Origin of the sequence: Mycobacterium sp., from assembly GCF_035603715.1 — a bacterium.
In the GTDB taxonomy this organism is placed as follows: Bacteria; Actinomycetota; Actinomycetes; order Mycobacteriales; family Mycobacteriaceae; genus Mycobacterium.
This window is the reverse complement of record NZ_DATNJW010000302.1, coordinates 1-16,880: the sequence shown is the minus strand read 5'-3', so window position 1 is coordinate 16,880 and position 16,880 is coordinate 1. Positions and strand designations below refer to the sequence as shown.

At 66.0% G+C, this 16,880-nt stretch carries 15 protein-coding genes; 4 read left to right on the top strand and 11 right to left on the bottom strand.

The annotated features are described in order from the left end of the window. Positions 1–60: 60 nt before the first annotated feature. The 4 genes from VN856_RS12575 to VN856_RS12560 all read right to left on the bottom strand — a co-directional run bounded on the left by VN856_RS12575 (position 61) and on the right by VN856_RS12560 (position 5,954). Entirely contained in the window at positions 61–1,413 is a 1,353-nt protein-coding gene (locus VN856_RS12575) for a 3-oxoacid CoA-transferase (RefSeq protein ID WP_325689455.1), read from the bottom strand. Further along, positions 1,406–2,527: a glycoside hydrolase family 76 protein gene (locus VN856_RS12570; RefSeq protein WP_325689453.1), complete on the bottom strand. Its 1,122-nt coding sequence runs from the start codon at positions 2,525–2,527 to the stop codon at positions 1,406–1,408. Before VN856_RS12570 ends, VN856_RS12575 begins: the two co-directional genes overlap by 8 nt. Before the next feature lie 168 nt (positions 2,528–2,695). After that, positions 2,696–2,989 carry a hypothetical protein gene (locus VN856_RS12565; protein ID WP_325689451.1) on the bottom strand — a complete coding sequence of 98 codons (294 nt, stop codon included), beginning with the start codon at positions 2,987–2,989 and terminating at the stop codon, positions 2,696–2,698. Between the two features lie 325 nt (positions 2,990–3,314). Then, positions 3,315–5,954, bottom strand: a complete 2,640-nt coding sequence (locus tag VN856_RS12560; RefSeq protein ID WP_325689449.1) for a helix-turn-helix transcriptional regulator — start codon at positions 5,952–5,954, stop codon at positions 3,315–3,317. A gap of 145 nt (positions 5,955–6,099) precedes the next feature. Between VN856_RS12560 and VN856_RS12555 the strand changes: the two genes are divergently transcribed. Continuing rightward, entirely contained in the window at positions 6,100–7,347 is a 1,248-nt protein-coding gene (locus VN856_RS12555; RefSeq protein ID WP_325689447.1) for a cytochrome P450, read from the top strand. A gap of 13 nt (positions 7,348–7,360) precedes the next feature. On the opposite strand, the gene VN856_RS12550 is transcribed toward VN856_RS12555, so the two are convergent. From VN856_RS12550 to VN856_RS12520, 7 genes are all read right to left on the bottom strand, one after another. Beyond that, positions 7,361–8,005, bottom strand: coding sequence for an RNA methyltransferase (locus tag VN856_RS12550; protein WP_325689445.1), 645 nt, complete (start codon positions 8,003–8,005; stop codon positions 7,361–7,363). Further along, the gene (locus VN856_RS12545) at positions 8,002–8,874 is read right to left on the bottom strand and encodes a hypothetical protein (protein ID WP_325689457.1); all 873 of its coding nucleotides are present in this window, start codon (positions 8,872–8,874) and stop codon (positions 8,002–8,004) included. Before VN856_RS12545 ends, VN856_RS12550 begins: the two co-directional genes overlap by 4 nt. Positions 8,875–8,897: 23 nt before the next feature. Next, entirely contained in the window at positions 8,898–9,437 is a 540-nt protein-coding gene (pyrE, locus tag VN856_RS12540; RefSeq protein WP_325689443.1) for an orotate phosphoribosyltransferase, read from the bottom strand. Then, positions 9,424–10,200 carry an SDR family oxidoreductase gene (locus tag VN856_RS12535; RefSeq protein WP_325689441.1) on the bottom strand — a complete coding sequence of 259 codons (777 nt, stop codon included), beginning with the start codon at positions 10,198–10,200 and terminating at the stop codon, positions 9,424–9,426. The genes pyrE and VN856_RS12535 overlap by 14 nt, the downstream gene beginning before the upstream one ends. Before the next feature lie 35 nt (positions 10,201–10,235). Continuing rightward, on the bottom strand, positions 10,236–11,084 hold the full coding sequence (ttfA, locus tag VN856_RS12530; RefSeq protein WP_325689439.1) for a trehalose monomycolate transport factor TtfA: 849 nt from the start codon (positions 11,082–11,084) through the stop codon (positions 10,236–10,238). A 127-nt stretch (positions 11,085–11,211) separates the two neighbouring features. Beyond that, a complete protein-coding gene (gene clpB / locus VN856_RS12525; protein ID WP_325689437.1) occupies positions 11,212–13,758 on the bottom strand; it encodes an ATP-dependent chaperone ClpB in 2,547 nt (848 codons plus the stop codon). A 129-nt stretch (positions 13,759–13,887) separates the two neighbouring features. Continuing rightward, entirely contained in the window at positions 13,888–14,736 is an 849-nt protein-coding gene (locus VN856_RS12520; RefSeq protein WP_325689435.1) for a DUF6159 family protein, read from the bottom strand. Positions 14,737–14,858: 122 nt separating this feature from the next. Here VN856_RS12520 and VN856_RS12515 point away from each other — a divergent pair, with 122 nt between their 5' ends. The 3 genes from VN856_RS12515 to VN856_RS12505 form a co-directional block, all read left to right on the top strand. Further along, entirely contained in the window at positions 14,859–15,164 is a 306-nt protein-coding gene (locus tag VN856_RS12515) for a hypothetical protein (protein ID WP_325689434.1), read from the top strand. Between the two features lie 56 nt (positions 15,165–15,220). Then, a complete protein-coding gene (locus tag VN856_RS12510) occupies positions 15,221–15,895 on the top strand; it encodes a GAP family protein (protein WP_325689433.1) in 675 nt (224 codons plus the stop codon). Positions 15,896–15,927: 32 nt separating this feature from the next. Beyond that, positions 15,928–16,880: FAD-binding oxidoreductase (locus VN856_RS12505; RefSeq protein ID WP_325689431.1), on the top strand; the 953-nt coding region annotated here is incomplete at its 3' end.

Below are 16,880 nucleotides of genomic sequence, written 5' to 3'. Positions count from 1 at the left end.
CGGGTCAGAGCCGAACGCGATGGTGTGGAAGCAGTCATCCTTCCAACATACGACTCGTCCTCAGACGGCGACCTTGAAGTCGCAACCGGTCTTCGCCCGCACATCGGCGACCGTGACCCCGGGATGCAACTCGATCAACGTCAGGCCGTGGTCCGGCTCGACCTCGAAGACGCACAAGTCGGTGATGATCATGTCCACGACGTTCTTGCCGGTGACGGGCAGCGTGCACTGCTTCAGGATTTTCGGGCTGCCGTCTTTGGCGGTGTGATCCATCGTGACAATCACCCGTTTGACGCCCGACACCAAATCCATTGCGCCGCCGGGACCCTTGACCATCTTGCCGGGCACCGACCAGTTGGCCAGGTCGCCGTTCTCGGCAACCTCCAGGCCGCCCAGGATGGACAGGTCGATGTGGCCGCCGCGGATCATCGCGAAGGAGTCGGCGCTGCTGAAGAAGCTGGACCCCGGCAGGCTGGTGACGGTCTGTTTGCCGGCGTTGACGAGATCGGGGTCGACGTCATCCTCGGCCGGATAAGAACCGATGCCGAGCAGCCCGTTCTCGGACTGCAGCGTGACGCTGATGTTGTCGGGAATGTAGTTGGCCACCAGCGTCGGGATGCCGATGCCGAGGTTGACGTAGTAGCCGTCGCGCAGCTCCTGAGCGGCGCGCTGAGCCATCCGCTGACGGATCGGGCTGTCTTTCTTCTGCGCGGTGGTGCCGCCGCTGGTGGTGCGGAACTCGATGCGCTTCTCGTAGTTGGCGCCCTCGATGATGCGGTCCACGTAGACGCCGGGCGTGTGAACCAGGTCAGGATCCAGCTCGCCGACCTCGACGAGTTCCTCCACTTCGGCAATGGTGACTGTGGCGCAGCTGGCGATCATCGGGTTGAAGTTGCGCGCCGTTTTGCGATAGACGAGGTTGCCTTTCTTATCGCCCTTCCAGGCCTTGACGATGGCGACGTCAGCCCGAATGCCTTCTTCCAGAACGTATTCCGTGCCATCGAAGACCCGGGTGTCTTTGCCTTCGGCGAGCTGGGTGCCGAAGCCGGTCCGGGTGTAGAAACCGGGAATCCCGGCGCCGCCGGCACGGAGCTTTTCCGCGAGCGTGCCCTGGGGCGTCAGCACGAGGTCCAGCTCGCCGGTCAGTACCTGGCGCTCGAACTCTTTGTTCTCGCCGACATACGAGGCGATCACCTTCGTCACCTGATGCGCCTTGAGTAGCAGCCCCATGCCGAAATCGTCGACACCGGCGTTGTTGCCGACGATGGTGAGATCTTTGACCCCGCTGTCCACCAGAGCCTGGATCAGGTTCTCTGGGATGCCACACAGCCCGAAACCGCCTGCGGCGATGGTGATTCCGTCCTTCAACAAGCCATCCAGAGCCGACACGGCATCGGGGTGGACCTTACTCATTGCTAGTCCCTTCGTTGACGGTCACGGCGTGTGCGGCCTCCATTAGCATCCAACCGGACAGCTGCACCGAGAGGTCACGCTCGGGGATTTCCGAACCGGTGACCGCTCCCCCGACAAATTGTGCCTGCTGGCCGCCGGTCGTCGGCAACTCGGCGGGGCGATCCCAAAATGGCCCGAACAGCGGCAGCCCCTCCACCGTCTGGCGGTTGTCCCAGGCCGACTGTGCTGACGTCAGCACGATTTCGCGGGCGCTTTCGCGCGCTTTGGCGTCGTCGGGCGAGTCGCCGGGCAGCGTGGTGGCGACCAGCGCCAGGTAGCGGGCGGTGATGCCGGCGAACAGCCCGCCGTCGCCACCACCGGAGCCGCGCAGCACCCCGCCGGGCGCCATGTGCTCGTCGACGGCGGCGACCAGGCGATGCACCCGCGGCGCGTGCCGGTCGTCCGCGGTGCGGGCGGCCAGTTCGGTCTCCAGCCCCAGCACCACGCCCTGGCAGTAGGTGTACTCGGCGCGGACGAGTGAACCCGCCTTGATGCCGTCGAAGACCAGGTGCTGTTCGGGGTCGATGAGCGTCTCGTCGATCCAGTCAGCCATCTGCTGGGCACGCCGCAGCCGGTCGCCGTAGCGCGCCAGGAAGATTCCGGCCGGCCCGTTGGCCGGGGCGTTGAAGAACTGGTCCTGCTTGCGCCACGGGATGCCGCCGCCGTCTTCGGGCACCCACGCTTTGACCAACTGGTCGTTCAGCTTGTTCAGCGCCCGCTCGCGGTCGACGTCGGCGATCCGGGACGCCCGCTCCAGCGCGAGCGCCAGCCACGCCATGTCGTCGTAATAGCTGTTGACCCAGGATCCGTTGTTACGCAGTCGATGTGAGCGAATCTGCCGCTCGATCTTGATCCGGCGCTCGGGCTGCGGGTCACGCTGCTCGGCATCGACCAGGCAGTCGAGCAGATGCGCCTGCCACCAGTAATGCCAGCCGCCGAACCATCGGTCGCGACGGGTCGGTGGCCAGGCCACCACGCCGAGTTGGGTGCCAGGTAGCGCCCACAGCCGTTTCAGATGGCGGCCGGCGACAGCGGCCTCCGCGCTGACCGCCCGGTTGACCCATACCTGATCCATGTCTGCAGATCCTGCCCTACCGGGCCGGTGCGTAAGCGGGCATCCTTCCGGGAACTTTTAGTCCCGGTTCAAGTCCCGGAAGGATGCCCGCTGAGGGTGCGAGTCGTAAGAACAGCAAACCCAGCACACCGCCCATATCGCCTGCGGGCAGTCACGCCTTGACGTACGTCAAAGGCGATCCATCTCGCGCGCCATGCAGGCGTTCTCCAAATACGTGTAGCGCTTCGGGTAGTCGCGGCGCACTGGACGGGCTTCTCGCGCCGGCCGAGCAAGCGAGCGCCGCATGGCGGTCCGCAGGACGCTGATCGCCTCGAACCACCGGCGCCGGGGGATTGGTCGTGCCCGCAGCGCAACCGCGGTGCCAAGCACAACCTCCTGCTCGCTGATCAAGACCGGTGCCGGCGAAACCAATCGCTCTCGGGCCTCGTCAGAGGTGATGACTGCGATGTTTTCGGTGAGCATTTCAATCCTCCGTCGGTGAGATCCGGTGCTGAAATTCTTGATCGCGGTGGATGGATCGATATCAGTGATTCACTACTGATGTTTCGCAGCGTTGCGGCGTGCTACCACCGAGAGGCAGATAAGTAGTCGTAGCTCGAGGCGGGCCATGACCCAGGAGGCGGCGACGGACGGCAGCCAGATGCAAGGGCTGGTCGACAGCCCGATGACGACCGAAAATCATGGCGACATCGACCGAGCGGTGGCTGTGTACACCGAGGACGTCGAGCACGACGTCGTCGGATTTCCCACGGGAAAATATCTGGCTGGATACGGCGGCGGTCGCCGATCAATTGAGCTGACGCGAGCCGTTGTCGCCGTGTCTTTCCCGGCGCGAAGGCAACAGCCCCGCGAGCTCGTCGCGCGTGGACGTGCCAGTTTTGGCCATCGCTTTATAGATGTGGCTTTCGACGGTTCGAACCGACAGCGTCAGCCTTGTCGCGATATCCCGGTTGGACAGCCCTTGCCCGATGAGCATCACGATTTCTCGTTCGCGGTCGGTCAGCGGCAAACGTTCGACCGCCTTGCGCACAGTTGGCGTGCGAGCGCCGCCACATCGCTCGGCCAACGCTTCGGCCCTCGCCGAACATCCCAACGCCGACCCGCGTAAGTCCCGGTGCCGGTAGGCGATGGCTGCGTGCGCCGCCGCATCGACAGCAGCGATCAAATCGCCCATATCCTCGAATTCTGCTGATGCCGCGCCTAATTCGGCACCATCGTCGTCATGCAACGCCTCAGCGAAACGGGCTGCCACGCTGGCACGGGGCCCTTCAACGATCGCTGCAAGCTCCCGCAATCGAGGCCCGCAGGAACGTTCCCCGAACTGCGCGGCGGTTTGCAAGCACATCACTTCGGGACCGAATTGCCCATTGTTCCTGGCGGTTTCGGCGGCAGCAAGCGAGACCTTGATTGCTTCACTGACGGCACCCTGCCCGGCGGCCACCCATGCCTTGGCGATCGCGTACTCGTAATCAAGGTATCGCCAGCTGGGATGGCGCAACTTTTCCAGCGCCTCGAGCCGGGCCGCTGCCTCGGCGATCGAGCCGCGCATCGCAAGCGCGGTCGTCAGCGGAATCCGGCAACGATAACCCCACCCACTGGAGTCGGTGGAATCGTTTACGGTTTCGATGGATTGGGTCAGCAGTGATATCGCCGTGTCGAGGCGCCCGGAACCAAGCGCCGCTCTGCCCACCGCAAGAGAGCCGACTTGAAACGACTGAAATGCCTGGAACTCGATTTGGCGTTGTTGGATCGTCTGCGCCGGTGCATCGGCGTCGGCGATATGGCCCGCTAAAAGTAGGGCGCCGATGTGGGCGTCGGTGATGATGACGAACGAGCGTATCGGAACCGGATAGCCGGCCTTTGCCGCCGCTGCGGCTTCGCCGGCACGGCCCGCCTCTCCGAACGCAAGGGCAAGGGCCCAGGCGGTCACTCGCTGGGCGACCAGATCGGGTAGCTCCTGCCAGGTGAACTTGCCGGACGACTCGATGGCCACTTGCGGCCTGCCCATCGCCGACCAGTACACCGTCAGAAATGCGTCGATACAGCTGCGGGCCTGTGGACCTGCGGCGCGGGAAGCGTCATCGATAAGTTCCTTTGCCCCGACCGGATCAGCCAGAGTAAACAGCCGATTGGTCGCCCGCAGGAAGGCCATTCGCCCGTGCGCGGCGTCGGCCAACTCGTCTGCCCGGATGCCGGCGAGCAAATCATCGGCTTCCTGGCCACGGCCTGCACACGACAAGGCGTAGGCGCGAATGAGTTTCGCGTCCGCGGCCCCTCCTGCGCGGATCGCCGCCGCCGTAAGCCGATCGGCTAGGGGAAAGTCCCATAGCCAGACCGCACCCCTGGCCGCCCGAACAAGCACGTCCGAGTCGGGCTCCAGATCCGAATCGAGGCTAAGAGTGGCTCGGCGGACCACGACCTGCATGTCGTCACGATCATCCGAGGCGGCGAGTTCGGCGGCGACCAGGCCACGCAGCCGTCGTAACCTGGTGGCGGCAGCCCGATTCCGTCGGACCTCCCCGTATAGCGGGTGCGCCAGCCTTGCCTCTACCCGATCGCCTACTTGGTCAAAAGCAATGAGACCTCGGAGATCGGCCTGCTCGACCGCGCCCGGATCGGTTATCCGGGTAAGCGACCCGAGTTCGATCGGTTCGCCAACGGCGAGGGCGTCGATCACATCGCTGACCGGGCCGGGCAGGCCCCCAGTCCGTCCTTCGACCAGTTCGATCAGGCTGGGCGGTAGGACCGGATCACCGAGCCAGCGCCAATGGTCGTCCTGTAGCGCAAGCCGTTCGTCGGCAACCTCCTGCTCGACGATGTTCCGCAGATACAACGGATTGCCACGGGTCAACGTCCACAATCGCTCAACGGCTTGCGGATCCACCGGGCCGCCCAACACGGCCGAGATGAGCGCGGTTGTTTCGGCTTCGGACAACGGTTGCAGGTCGAGGCGGTCAAGATGCCCGCCGTCCCATAACTCCCGTACCCCGGCAGGAATCGAATCACCTTGGCGGATGGTGAGCACGACCTTGGCGGCGCGGCGCTGAATGATCTGGTGCACAACGAATGTCGACAGATCATCGAGCAAGGCCACATCATCGACACCCAGCACGACTGTCTTGCCGGGAGAGGAGGAAGTCAGCGACGCGATTGCACTGCGGATCAGTTCAAGGTTGTCATCACCGGCAGACTCCGCCCATGACGAGAGCGCTCCCAACGGAATCGACCGCGCCGAGGAGGTGCCCACTATCCACCGGACTTCACACCCCCGCGACCCGGCAGAACTCAGCGCTTCACGCGCGATCCGACTCTTGCCCACGCCGGCAGCCCCGCAGAGCACTACCCCGGCCAAGTCCGAGTCGAAAATTGCGCCTTCGATGAGTCGCTGTTCCTTCGAACGGCCGGTCAACGGCCACGTCAACCGCACCCGTACAGCCTAGAAGCGGTACCCGGCCGGTGAGACGAAAGATCAGTATTCGGTCACTGACGTGTCGTCGCGATACCGGAGCGACGATTGCATCGCGGTTAGCAACGGCAAACGCCCAGCTGAAATGTCTACGCGAGGAGTCGTGATGACGATCGACACCATGCCCACCCGCAGTTGCCCGAATGTCTTCGAGGCGGGGCTACCGATCTTGGCGTATGAACACGTGGATGATCCTGAAGAGGCGCATCGACTCGTCGCGCATGCCCGGGATCGAGCGCCGATCGCCATCGGGACCCATGGCCCAGAGATATTGAGCTACGAACTGGTTCGCGCGGTGCTGCGCGACCCGCGTTTTCGGGTCCCGAAGGGAATGTTCCTGGCCGCCCAAGGCATCACGTCCGGCCCGATATGGGACCGCGTCACCGCGAGCCTGATCAGTCTCGACGGAGACGAACACCACCGCCTCCGTCGTTTGGTATCCAAGGCTTTCACTCCGCGGGCCACCGCACGGTTGCGCTCGACGATCATCGAGGTCATCACCGAACTCGTGGAGCGCCAGAAGACCCGCGGGCACTGCGATGTGGTGAGCGACATCTCGCGTCAATATCCAATCCCGATTATTTGCGCGTTACTCGGCGCACCAGCCGCGGACTGGGAGCTGTTCTCGGAATGGACCGACGACATCTTCAAGGCCTTCAGCTGGAATGTCGCCGATTCGGCGGATTCCATCCTGGCGGCATGGGAGGCCGTCGACGACTACGTCGACGATATGGTCGCTGACCGCCGTGACGCGTTGACCGACGACCTGATCTCCGAGCTGATCCGCGCCGAACACGATGGCGATCGACTCAACGCCGACGAGTTGCGCATGCTGGTCGTGGGTCTGCTGATTGCCGGCACGGACACCACTCGAAACCAGCTCGCCGCCGCGGTGCAGGTGCTCTGTGATCACCCCGATCAGTGGACGCTCCTGGCTGAGCACCCCGAGTTGGCCGCCAATGCGGTCGAGGAGACCATGCGACACTCCCCGATCGCCTGGGGCACCCTGCGCATCGCCCTCGAGGATGTCGAACTCGCCGGAGTCGTGATCTCGGCCGGCACACTGATCGTCGCCAACACCGCCTCGGCGAACCGGGATCCCGCCGTCTACGACAAACCAGATCAACTCGATATCACTCGCGACGACGCCCACCCGATGCAGACCTTCGGAGCCGGCATGCACTACTGCCTGGGCGCCAACCTTGCCCGGCTCGAACTCGCCGAAGCTCTGACGGTGATGACTCAGCAGATGCCGCACGCCCGGCGAACCGGCCCGGCCCCGTGGAAACCGCTGACCGCGCTGACGGGACCCATCACTCTGCCCATCGAGTTCGATGTAGCGCCAAGGCATTAGCGAATCGGCGCAACTACCAGGCGCTCGCGATGTTCCCGTGTTGCGTGATCCAGGTATGCATGGCGATCCCGGCCGCGACCGCGACGTTGATGCTGCGTGTCGACCCGAACTGAGCGATCGACACGGTCAGCGCGGCACCCGCGCGGGCGTCGTCGCTGATGCCGGGGCCTTCCTGGCCGAACAGCAGCAGGCAGTCCCGCGGTAACGCCGTCTGCTCCAGCCGTGCCGCGCCGGGCACGATATCGACGGCGACCACCGTCAGGCCCGATCCGGCGGCGAAGCTCAGCAGATCGGCGGTGTCGTCGTGGTGGCGCAGTCGCTGGTAGCGGTCGGTGACCATAGCGCCGCGGCGGTTCCAGCGGCGTCGGCCGACGATGTGCACGGTGTCCACGGCGAACGCGTTGGCGGCGCGCACCACCCCGCCGATGTTCGCGTCCTGACCGAAGTTCTCGATGGCCACATGCAGGGGGTGGCGCCGCTTGTCTATGTCGGCGACGATCGCCTCGCGCGTCCAGTACCGGTACGCGTCCACGACGTTGCGGGTGTCGCCGTCGCGCAGCAATTCCCGGTCATACCGCGGGTCGTCGGGAAGCGGGCCCTCCCAGGGGCCCACGCCGGATGTCGAGACACTCCACTCGGTGGGACCGGGGTCGCTCATTTGACGGTCCAGACCGCGGCGTGGGTGCCGACGATCGCGACGGTCGCGTACAGCAGCGCGTCGTTGAGGTCGCCCTGCGTGCACAGCGAGGCGTTGACGCGCACGGCGTCCAGCGATGCCTCCGGCAGGATCAGCACCGATGCACCGTAGGCCGTGCAGGCGGCGTTCAGGCCCGGGGCAGGCAGCGTCGGCGCGGCGAGCAGCATCATCGGCCCGCCGCGGGCGGCGGACTCGTCGCGATACTTGGCCGCGATGGTGTGGGCCTCCAATCCGAGCAGCATGTAACCGCTGCCATTGAACGCAGCCGGGTCACCCAGCGATGCCTGAGTCAGCTGAGTGCCGTCGGCCCGCCACGCGGCCACACTGGTGGATTTGACCACCAAGCCGGTGTCGCTCTCCTTGGTCGGCATGACCCCGACCGGGAACGCCGCCGGGTAGGCGGCGGCGGTGTCGGCGATCCGGTCGCGTGGTGAGTACAGGTAGACGCCGCGGACGGCAGCACGGTCCTTCATCGGGCCCAGGCATACCGTGCCGGTCAGCCGTGTGCCGCCGGGCGCGGAAAGCGATTGGATGACAAGGTTCTTCACGCTGTCACAGCTGCCGATGCCGATGCTTTCCAGCGGATGCGCCAGCGCGCCGTAGAGGCCGAAGCGGATATCGCGGGGGTCGGCATGCGGTTTGGCCGGGTCGGTCGCCGCCGCATCGACGTCGACGAGCACATAGTCGTCTTGCCAGCGCAAATTCGATATCGAGGTGTTCCAGCCCAGCACGGCCAGTGACTCGCCGAGGTGCGCGGTTTCCGCGCCGTAGACCTGTTGGCGTGTGGATGGATTCGAACACGCACACGCCAGGACCAGCGTCGCCACCATCGCGATGAAAGTGCGCACGGTGACTACTGCAGCCCGAGGTCCGCCAGCCCCAGTACGCTGCGGTACGGAAAGCCTTCGGCTTCAATGGCTTCGGCCGCACCGGTGGCGCGATCGACCACCGTTGCCACGCCGACCACCTGCGCACCGGCCTCCAGCACTGCGTGCACCGCGGTCAGCGCCGACCCGCCGGTCGTGCTGGTGTCCTCAACTACCAGGACCCGCTGGCCGGAGATGTCTGGCCCTTCGATAAGTCGTTGCATGCCATGGGCTTTCACGGATTTTCGGACGACGAAGGCGTCGATCGGGCGACCCGGTGCATGCATGACGGCGGTGGCAACGGGGTCGGCGCCCAGCGTCAGTCCACCGACCGCGGCGTAGTCCCAGTCGGCGGTGAGTTCGCGGACCAGCCGGCCGATCAGGGGCCCGGCCCGGTGATGCAACGTGGCGCGACGCAGGTCAACGTAATAGTCGGCTTCCTTGCCCGACGACAATGTGACGCGGCCATGCACCACCGCCAATTGGCGTACCAGGTCGGCTAATTCGGCGAGCTCAGGTGCGGCCACGGCCCCGCCCGAAGACGCTCGTGGCGGCGCGCGCCAGTGTTCGCGGCACCATCCGGCTCGCGGTGGTGATCGCCTTGTATTGCACGCCGGGGATGATGACCACCTTGCCGCCGGCGGCGTCGGCGAGGGTTTCCCGGACCACGTCGTCGACCTCGAGCCACATGAACGATGGCAGCGACGTCATGTCGATGCCGGCCCGGTCGTGAAACTCGGTGTGCACGTAGCCCGGACACACCACGTGCATTCCCACGCCGGTGCCTCGCAACCCGACGGCCAGCCCTTCGGTGAACGACACCACCCAGGCCTTGGAGGCCGAGTAGGTCGAGCCCCGACCCGACAACAGCCCCGCCACGCTGGCGACGTTGATCACCGTGCCCGCGCCGGCGTCGATCATCGCCGGCAATGCCGCCCGGGTCAGCTGCATCACCGAGGTGACGTTGACGTCCAGCTGTGATTGCAGCTTCGCGGGCTCGGCGGTCCAGAATTCGCCGGAGGTACCGAAACCGGCGTTGTTCACCAGCACCTCGACGCCGGCGGTCAGCCGGTCGGCGACCTTGTCGCGTTCGGCGGCCTGGCTGAGATCGGCGGCCAGCACCTCGACGTTCCGCCCGCCCTCGTCGGACAGCTCGGCGGCCAGCGCCTTGAGGCGGTCTGCGTCGCGGGATACCAGCACCAGGTCGTAGCCGTCAGCGGCATAGCGTCGCGCGAAACCTTCGCCGATACCGGATGTGGGCCCGGTGATCAGGGCGACGCGACGAGGCACGGCGTCAGTGTACTGAGCGGGTGTGCGGCCCAGACTCAGCGCTGGTGATGTGAAGCTTGGTGGCCGTTGCGGCTGGTCGGGGGACGACGAATCGGCTCTTGACGAGTGGCAGGCGGCGGGGTCGCGGCGCGCGACGCCGACCCGGCCTCACGGGTGAAGGACTCGGTCTGCCGCTGCGGCACCTCGGCTCGCCCGGCGGGAGCCAACGGGCGGCTGGGGGCCGACTTGCGGCGGCTCGCCGACTGCTGCGCGGCGGGAGATCCCGCCGCCTGCGGCACCGGCGGCAATACTCGCAGCAGGTCGTTGAATTGGCGCACCGTGCGCAAACCCTCGTCCCATTGGGCACGAGTGCTGCCGATCGGCATGCTGACCAGCGTCCAGTTCTGCTCGTTCCACATGACCTCGGCGCAGTCGGGTGCGGTGTGCGCGAAGGTGACCATGCGGCGATCGCAGGCGCGACGGGCGGCGTCCAGGTTGGTGGAGTACACCATCCGCGGTCCGATCGCCCCCAATAGCCAGATGTCGTTCTCGCGAGGCTCTTTTAGGCCTTTGAGCCGCACGTCGACGACGACGTTGGTGCCCACCTTGCGGTGCAGGGCGATCACGGTGGCGACTTCCTCGAGGTCGAAGATGAAGACCGCCTCGCCGCGGATCTGGCCCAACACGACGTTGCGGGCCGGGATGTTGCTGCCCACGGTCGACATCACGCCGCGCTTCCAGCGCTTGAGGATCTCGGTGGATTCCTGCTCGTAGTCGAATCCGTGCGATCGTGCCCACGACTTGCGGCGCCGGCCCCGACCGCGGCGACGGTCGATGTCGACGTATAGCAACACCGCCGCGCCGACGAAGCACAGCGCGGAGAGCGTGAACCAGAGGGGAACCATCGCCACGTAGCCTAACCGCTGCGACCCCTTAACCGGGAATGCGAGCAGGTCACAACAGAATTAAAGTTTGCTACCGCTTCGGAGTAGGCGTCCACACCGAAGCGGTAGCAAGGGTCAACCCGTGGAATTAACCCAGGACCAGTGAGTCGCCGTCCGCGCTGACGTTGACCGGAACCACGTCGCCGTCGTGCACGTCTCCGGCCAACAACATCTTGGCCAGTTGGTCACCGATGGCCTGTTGCACCAGCCGTCGCAGCGGACGGGCACCGTAGACCGGGTCGAAACCACGTTGCGACAGCCACTCCTTGGCCGGCAGCGACACCTCCAGCTGCAGCCGTCGTTGCGCCAACCGCTTGGCCAGCTGCTCGAGCTGGATATCGACGATCCGAACCAATTCCTCGGGGTTGAGCCCATCGAAGATCAGCACGTCGTCGAGACGGTTGATGAACTCCGGCTTGAACGCCGAGCGCACCGCGGCCATCACCTGCTCCTCCGTGCCGCCCGACCCGAGGTTGGACGTCAGGATCAGGATGGTGTTGCGGAAGTCGACCGTACGGCCCTGCCCGTCGGTGAGCCGGCCCTCGTCGAGCACCTGCAGCAGCACGTCGAACACGTCCGGGTGGGCCTTTTCCACCTCGTCGAACAACACGACGGTGTAGGGCCGGCGGCGGACCGCCTCGGTCAGCTGACCGCCCTGGTCGTAACCGATGTAGCCGGGCGGGGCACCGACCAGCCGGGCCACCGAGTGCTTCTCGCCGTACTCGCTCATGTCGATGCGGACCATCGCCCGCTCGTCGTCGAACAGGAAGTCCGCCAGCGCCTTGGCCAGCTCGGTCTTACCGACACCGGTAGGGCCGAGGAACAGGAACGAACCGGTCGGCCGGTTGGGGTCGGCGACCCCGGCCCGGGTACGACGCACCGCGTCGGAAACGGCCTGCACGGCCTTCTTCTGACCGACGACGCGCTTGCCCAGCTCGTCTTCCATCCGCAGCAGCTTGGCGGTCTCGCCTTCCAGCAGTCGCCCGGCGGGGATGCCCGTCCACGCCGAAACCACGTCGGCGATGTCGTCGGGACCGACTTCCTCCTTGAGCATCACGTTCTCGCGGGCCTCAGCCTGCGGCACCGCGGCGTCGAGTTTTTTCTCGATTTCCGGGATGCGGCCATAGCGCAGCTCGGCGGCCTTGGCCAGGTCGCCGTCGCGCTCGGCGCGCTCGGATTCGCCGCGCAGCGTATCCAGCTGTTCTTTGAGTTCGCGGACGACGTCGATGGCGCTCTTCTCGTTCTGCCACCGGGTTGTCAGCTCGGCCAGCTTCTCCTTTTGGTCGGCCAGCTCGGAGCGCAGCTTTTCCAGCCGATCCTTGGACGCCGCGTCCTCCTCTTTGGCCAGCGCCATCTCTTCGATCTCGAGTCGACGCACCAGCCGTTCCACCTCGTCGATCTCGACGGGCCGCGAGTCGATCTCCATCTTCAGCCGGCTCGCCGCCTCGTCAACCAGGTCGATCGCCTTGTCCGGCAGGAAGCGGGCGGTGATGTAGCGGTCGGACAGAGTCGCGGCCGCCACCAGCGCGGAGTCGGTGATGCGCACACCGTGGTGCACCTCGTATCGGTCCTTCAACCCACGCAGGATCCCGACGGTGTCGTCCACCGACGGCTCGCCGACGAACACCTGCTGGAAACGCCGCTCCAATGCGGCGTCCTTCTCGATGTACTTGCGGTACTCGTCGAGCGTGGTTGCCCCAACCAGTCGCAGTTCGCCGCGGGCCAGCATCGGCTTGATCATGTTGCCGGCGTCCATCGCACCCTCACCGGACGCGCCGGCGCCGACGATGGTGTGCAACTCGTCGATGAACGTGATGATCTGCCCAGCGGAGTTCTTGATGTCGTCGAGAACGGCCTTGAGCCTTTCCTCGAATTCGCCGCGGTACTTGGCACCCGCGACCATCGAACCGAGGTCCAGGCTGACGACCGTCTTGTCACGCAGGCTTTCGGGGACATCGCCGTCGACGATGCGCTGCGCCAGGCCCTCCACGATCGCGGTCTTACCGACACCGGGCTCACCGATCAGCACCGGGTTGTTCTTGGTGCGACGGCTCAGCACCTGGACGACGCGACGAATCTCGTTGTCCCGTCCGATGACTGGGTCGAGCTTGCCTTCGCGGGCGCGCTCGGTCAGGTCGGTGGAGTACTTCTCCAGCGCCTGATAGGTCGCCTCGGGGTCGGGGCTGGTTACGCGGGCGCTGCCGCGAACCTTGACGAACGCCTCGCGCAACGCCTGCGCCGATGCGCCGTGTCCGGTCAGCAGTTTGGCGACCTCGGAGTCGCCGGTGGCCAGTCCGACCATCAGGTGCTCGGTGGAGACGTATTCGTCGTCCATCTCGGTGGCCAACTGCTGCGCGGTTGTGATGGCAGCCAGCGATTCACGCGACAGTTGCGGTTGCGAGTTGGCGCCGCTGGCCTGCGGCAGCCGGTCCAGGATGCGTTGCGCTTCGGCGCGGATCGTGGCGGGCTCGACGCCGACAGCCTCCAGCAGTGGCGCGGCGATCCCGTCGTTCTGCGTGAGCAGGGCTAGCAGCAGGTGAGCCGGCCTGATTTCGGGGTTGCCGGCAGCACTCGCCGCCTGCAAAGCCGATGTCAGCACCGCCTGCGCCTTGGTTGTCGGGTTGAAAGAGTCCACGACACCTCCGTTCAGAGTCAGGGAGGGCCTAGAGGGGCCCGGTAAAAATGCTTGTCGCGTTGTTCAACGCCGTCAAGGTTGAGTCTGTTCCGCTCAACTCTAACTATTTTTCGGGCAACCGCGCAGCGGCTAGGCCGGTTGGGGCTGGAAGGCGGCCTGCAGCTGCTGGCCGGCGAATCCGCCCGGGGTTTGCCCGCTCAGCGCGTACTCGTAGACGGCGACGCGGAAGATCTGGCTCAGCGTTGCCGAGACGACCGCGGCGCCGAACATCAGTACCACCGCGATGGCCAGCACGGCGTATCCAAGCACCGCCTGCCCACCCTCCAGCAGCACGACTACGCCGACGATGGCCACCGATGCGATCGCAAAGCTGAACCCCACGGTCACGATGCCGATCGTCGCCGCGCCGGTAGCGCCCTCACCCCAACGGGCCTTGATGATGGCCGCCGAATGCTGCAGGGATTTCAACGGCCCGGTGCCCTCGAGCGCGATCACCGGCACGACGAAGAACGTGGCGATTCCCCATGCGGCACCGGCGATTCCGGCCGCGATCTTGCCCAGCAGCGGTACCCGGTTTTCGAATGCCCGCAGGAGCAACCCGAAGGTGGTCGAGACGACCGTCCAGCCCAGAATCGGACCGATCCGGCGGCCGGCCGCCGCCAGGCCCTCGCGAACCTTGGTGTCCTCGCCGCGCATCGACCGCGCGGCGCAGGCGGCCAGCGCCACGTTGAAGAACAGCGCGATGAACGTCGACACGTACGCCGATGCGACGCCCGCGGCGTAGACGACGGGATCGTTGCGCTCCACGGTCTGGTGATCAAAGACGCCCCGGGTTATCAATGTCGGCGCCCAGATCGACACCATGGCCAGCGTGGCGAAGATCGTCGACAAGATCGGGAACAGGGCCAGCGAGGCATCGCCCGTCAGCACATCCCAGCTCTGCCGAGTCAGGGCCCAACCGCGGGAAATTCTGCCCATCAGTGCTCCTCGGGGTGCCGTGACGCGCCGCTGCGTGAGCGGTAGTTTAGGCCGCCGCGGCGGTGCGGGCGCCTCGATCGGATCACCCACCGGTCAGAATTATTCGAACGTATGATCGATCAGTGGGAGACCTCGCGTCGATCGGATACAACGGCCAGCCGGCCCGTAACCCGTTCCGCGTCGTGCGCCCACCGATCAGTGTGCTGATCGATCTGACCGTGCTCTTTCCCCGAGAGCCACACCGGTCGGGCCGCTTTCAGCCCAACGGTCTGCAGTTGCACAAGGTCGTCGAAGGCCGGCTCAGCTGCTGGGGCATCTGCGAGCAGGGCGACTGGTGGGGGTTGGTGACCTATCCGATCGCCTATGGGTCAAAGCGCAAGAACGTCACGCACTGGGTGCCGGCGTGGACGCTGCGACGGAAACACTAGGCCAACCGTAGGCGGTCCCGCAGCGCGCGGCGGCGGTCAATGCGAAGATTCAGCGCGTGACGGGTAGTTGGGTCTCCGTACTGACCACGCTGATTCCGCTGGCGCTCGTTGTGTCGATCTCGCCGCTGTCCGTCATCCCGGCGGTGTTGGTGCTGCAGACGCCGCGGCCGCGACCGACCGGCCTCGCCTTCTTCAGCGGCTGGTTGCTGGGACTGGTTGCGCTGACCGGCGCGTTCGTCGCGTCCTCCGACGCCCTCAGTGGCCTGCACAACAAGCCGCCGGCCTGGGCATCCTGGACGCGCGTGGTGCTCGGACTGGCGCTGATCGCGTTCGGCATCTATCGCTGGCTGACCCGCGAAGGACACACCGAGTCACCGAAGTGGATGCGATCTTTCGAAACCCTCACGCCCGCGCGGGCTTTGGCCACCGGGTTGGCTTTGGTGGTGGTGAGGGTCGAGGTGCTGACCATGTGCGCACTGGCCGGCTTGGCCATCGGCAGCGGCAACCTCGGCAGGGCCGGCGAATTGGTCACCGGTGTCATCTACATCGCCGTCGCCGCCTCCACGGTCGCGATCCCCGTCCTGGCTTACGTGGCCGCAGGCCACCGGATGGACGAACCGATGGCGCGGCTCAAGGAGTGGATGGAGCGAAACAACGCTGCGATGCTCGCGGGGGTCCTGGTCCTGATCGGCGGACTCGTGCTCTACCACGGCGTGAACGCGCTGCTCTGAGGACCGCTGAAGCAGGCATAAAATCGGCGCCCGTGAGCCTCAACGACCGGGATGCGCTGGCGGTGCTACACGCCGCCCTCGACCCGGGCGATGACAACGGGCTCATCGGCCGCTTCTACACCCGCTGGTTTGCCTTCGATGCGTCGCCGCGCGACCTGTTTCCGCCCGACATGCGTGTCCAGCGGGCCGCCTTCGCTCAAGCCTTGAAATGGATTTACGGCGAACTGGTCGCTCAGCGTGCCGAAGATCCGGTGGCGTTTCTGGCGCAGTTGGGACGCGATCACCGCAAGTACGGGGTGCTGCCCGAGCATTACGGGACGTTGGGTCAGGCGCTGTACGCGACGCTGCGCGACGAGTTGGCTGAGGCATGGACCGACGCCGTCGACGCCGCGGCTCTGCAGTCGGTGAACTTGATCACCGGGGTCATGAGCGGCGCCGCCGACGCCGAACAAGGGCCGGCGTGGTGGGACGGCACGGTGGTCGAACATCTTCGGGTATCCCGAGACCTCGCCGTCGTCCGGTTGCAACTCGATCACCCGATGCCCTACCACGCGGGCCAGTACGTCAACGTCGCCGTACCGCAGTGCCCGCGGCGGTGGCGCTATCTGACACCGGCCATCCCGCCAGATGAGACCGGTGCCATCGAGTTTCACGTCCGCACGGTATCGGGCGGCCTGGTCAGCAATGCCATCGTCAACGAGACGCGGACCGGGGACCGGTGGCGGCTGTCCAGCCCGCACGGCGCGCTGCACGTCGACCGCGACGGCGGCGACGTGCTGATGGTGGCCGGCAGCACCGGGCTGGCGCCGCTGCGTTCGATCATCATGGATCTCACCCAGTGGGCCGAAAACCCGCGCGTGCACCTGTTCTTCGGCGGCCGCTACCCCTGCGAGCTGTACGACCTGCCAACGCTGTGGCAGATCGCGGCGAACAATCCGTGGCTGTCGGTGACGCCGGTTTCCGAGCTCAACGGCGACCCAGGCTG

Excerpts from the sequence above, each read along its gene's own strand:
- ttfA (WP_325689439.1), bottom strand. The coding sequence starts at position 11,084 with ATGGTTCCCCTCTGGTTCACGCTCTCCGCGCTGTGCTTCGTCGGCGCG.
- VN856_RS12555 (WP_325689447.1), top strand. The coding sequence starts at position 6,100 with ATGACGATCGACACCATGCCCACCCGCAGTTGCCCGAATGTCTTCGAG.
- VN856_RS12520 (WP_325689435.1), bottom strand. The coding sequence starts at position 14,736 with ATGGGCAGAATTTCCCGCGGTTGGGCCCTGACTCGGCAGAGCTGGGAT.
- VN856_RS12570 (WP_325689453.1), bottom strand. The coding sequence starts at position 2,527 with ATGGATCAGGTATGGGTCAACCGGGCGGTCAGCGCGGAGGCCGCTGTC.
- VN856_RS12550 (WP_325689445.1), bottom strand. The coding sequence starts at position 8,005 with ATGAGCGACCCCGGTCCCACCGAGTGGAGTGTCTCGACATCCGGCGTG.
- VN856_RS12545 (WP_325689457.1), bottom strand. The coding sequence starts at position 8,874 with ATGGTGGCGACGCTGGTCCTGGCGTGTGCGTGTTCGAATCCATCCACA.
- VN856_RS12565 (WP_325689451.1), bottom strand. The coding sequence starts at position 2,989 with ATGCTCACCGAAAACATCGCAGTCATCACCTCTGACGAGGCCCGAGAG.
- VN856_RS12575 (WP_325689455.1), bottom strand. The coding sequence starts at position 1,413 with ATGAGTAAGGTCCACCCCGATGCCGTGTCGGCTCTGGATGGCTTGTTG.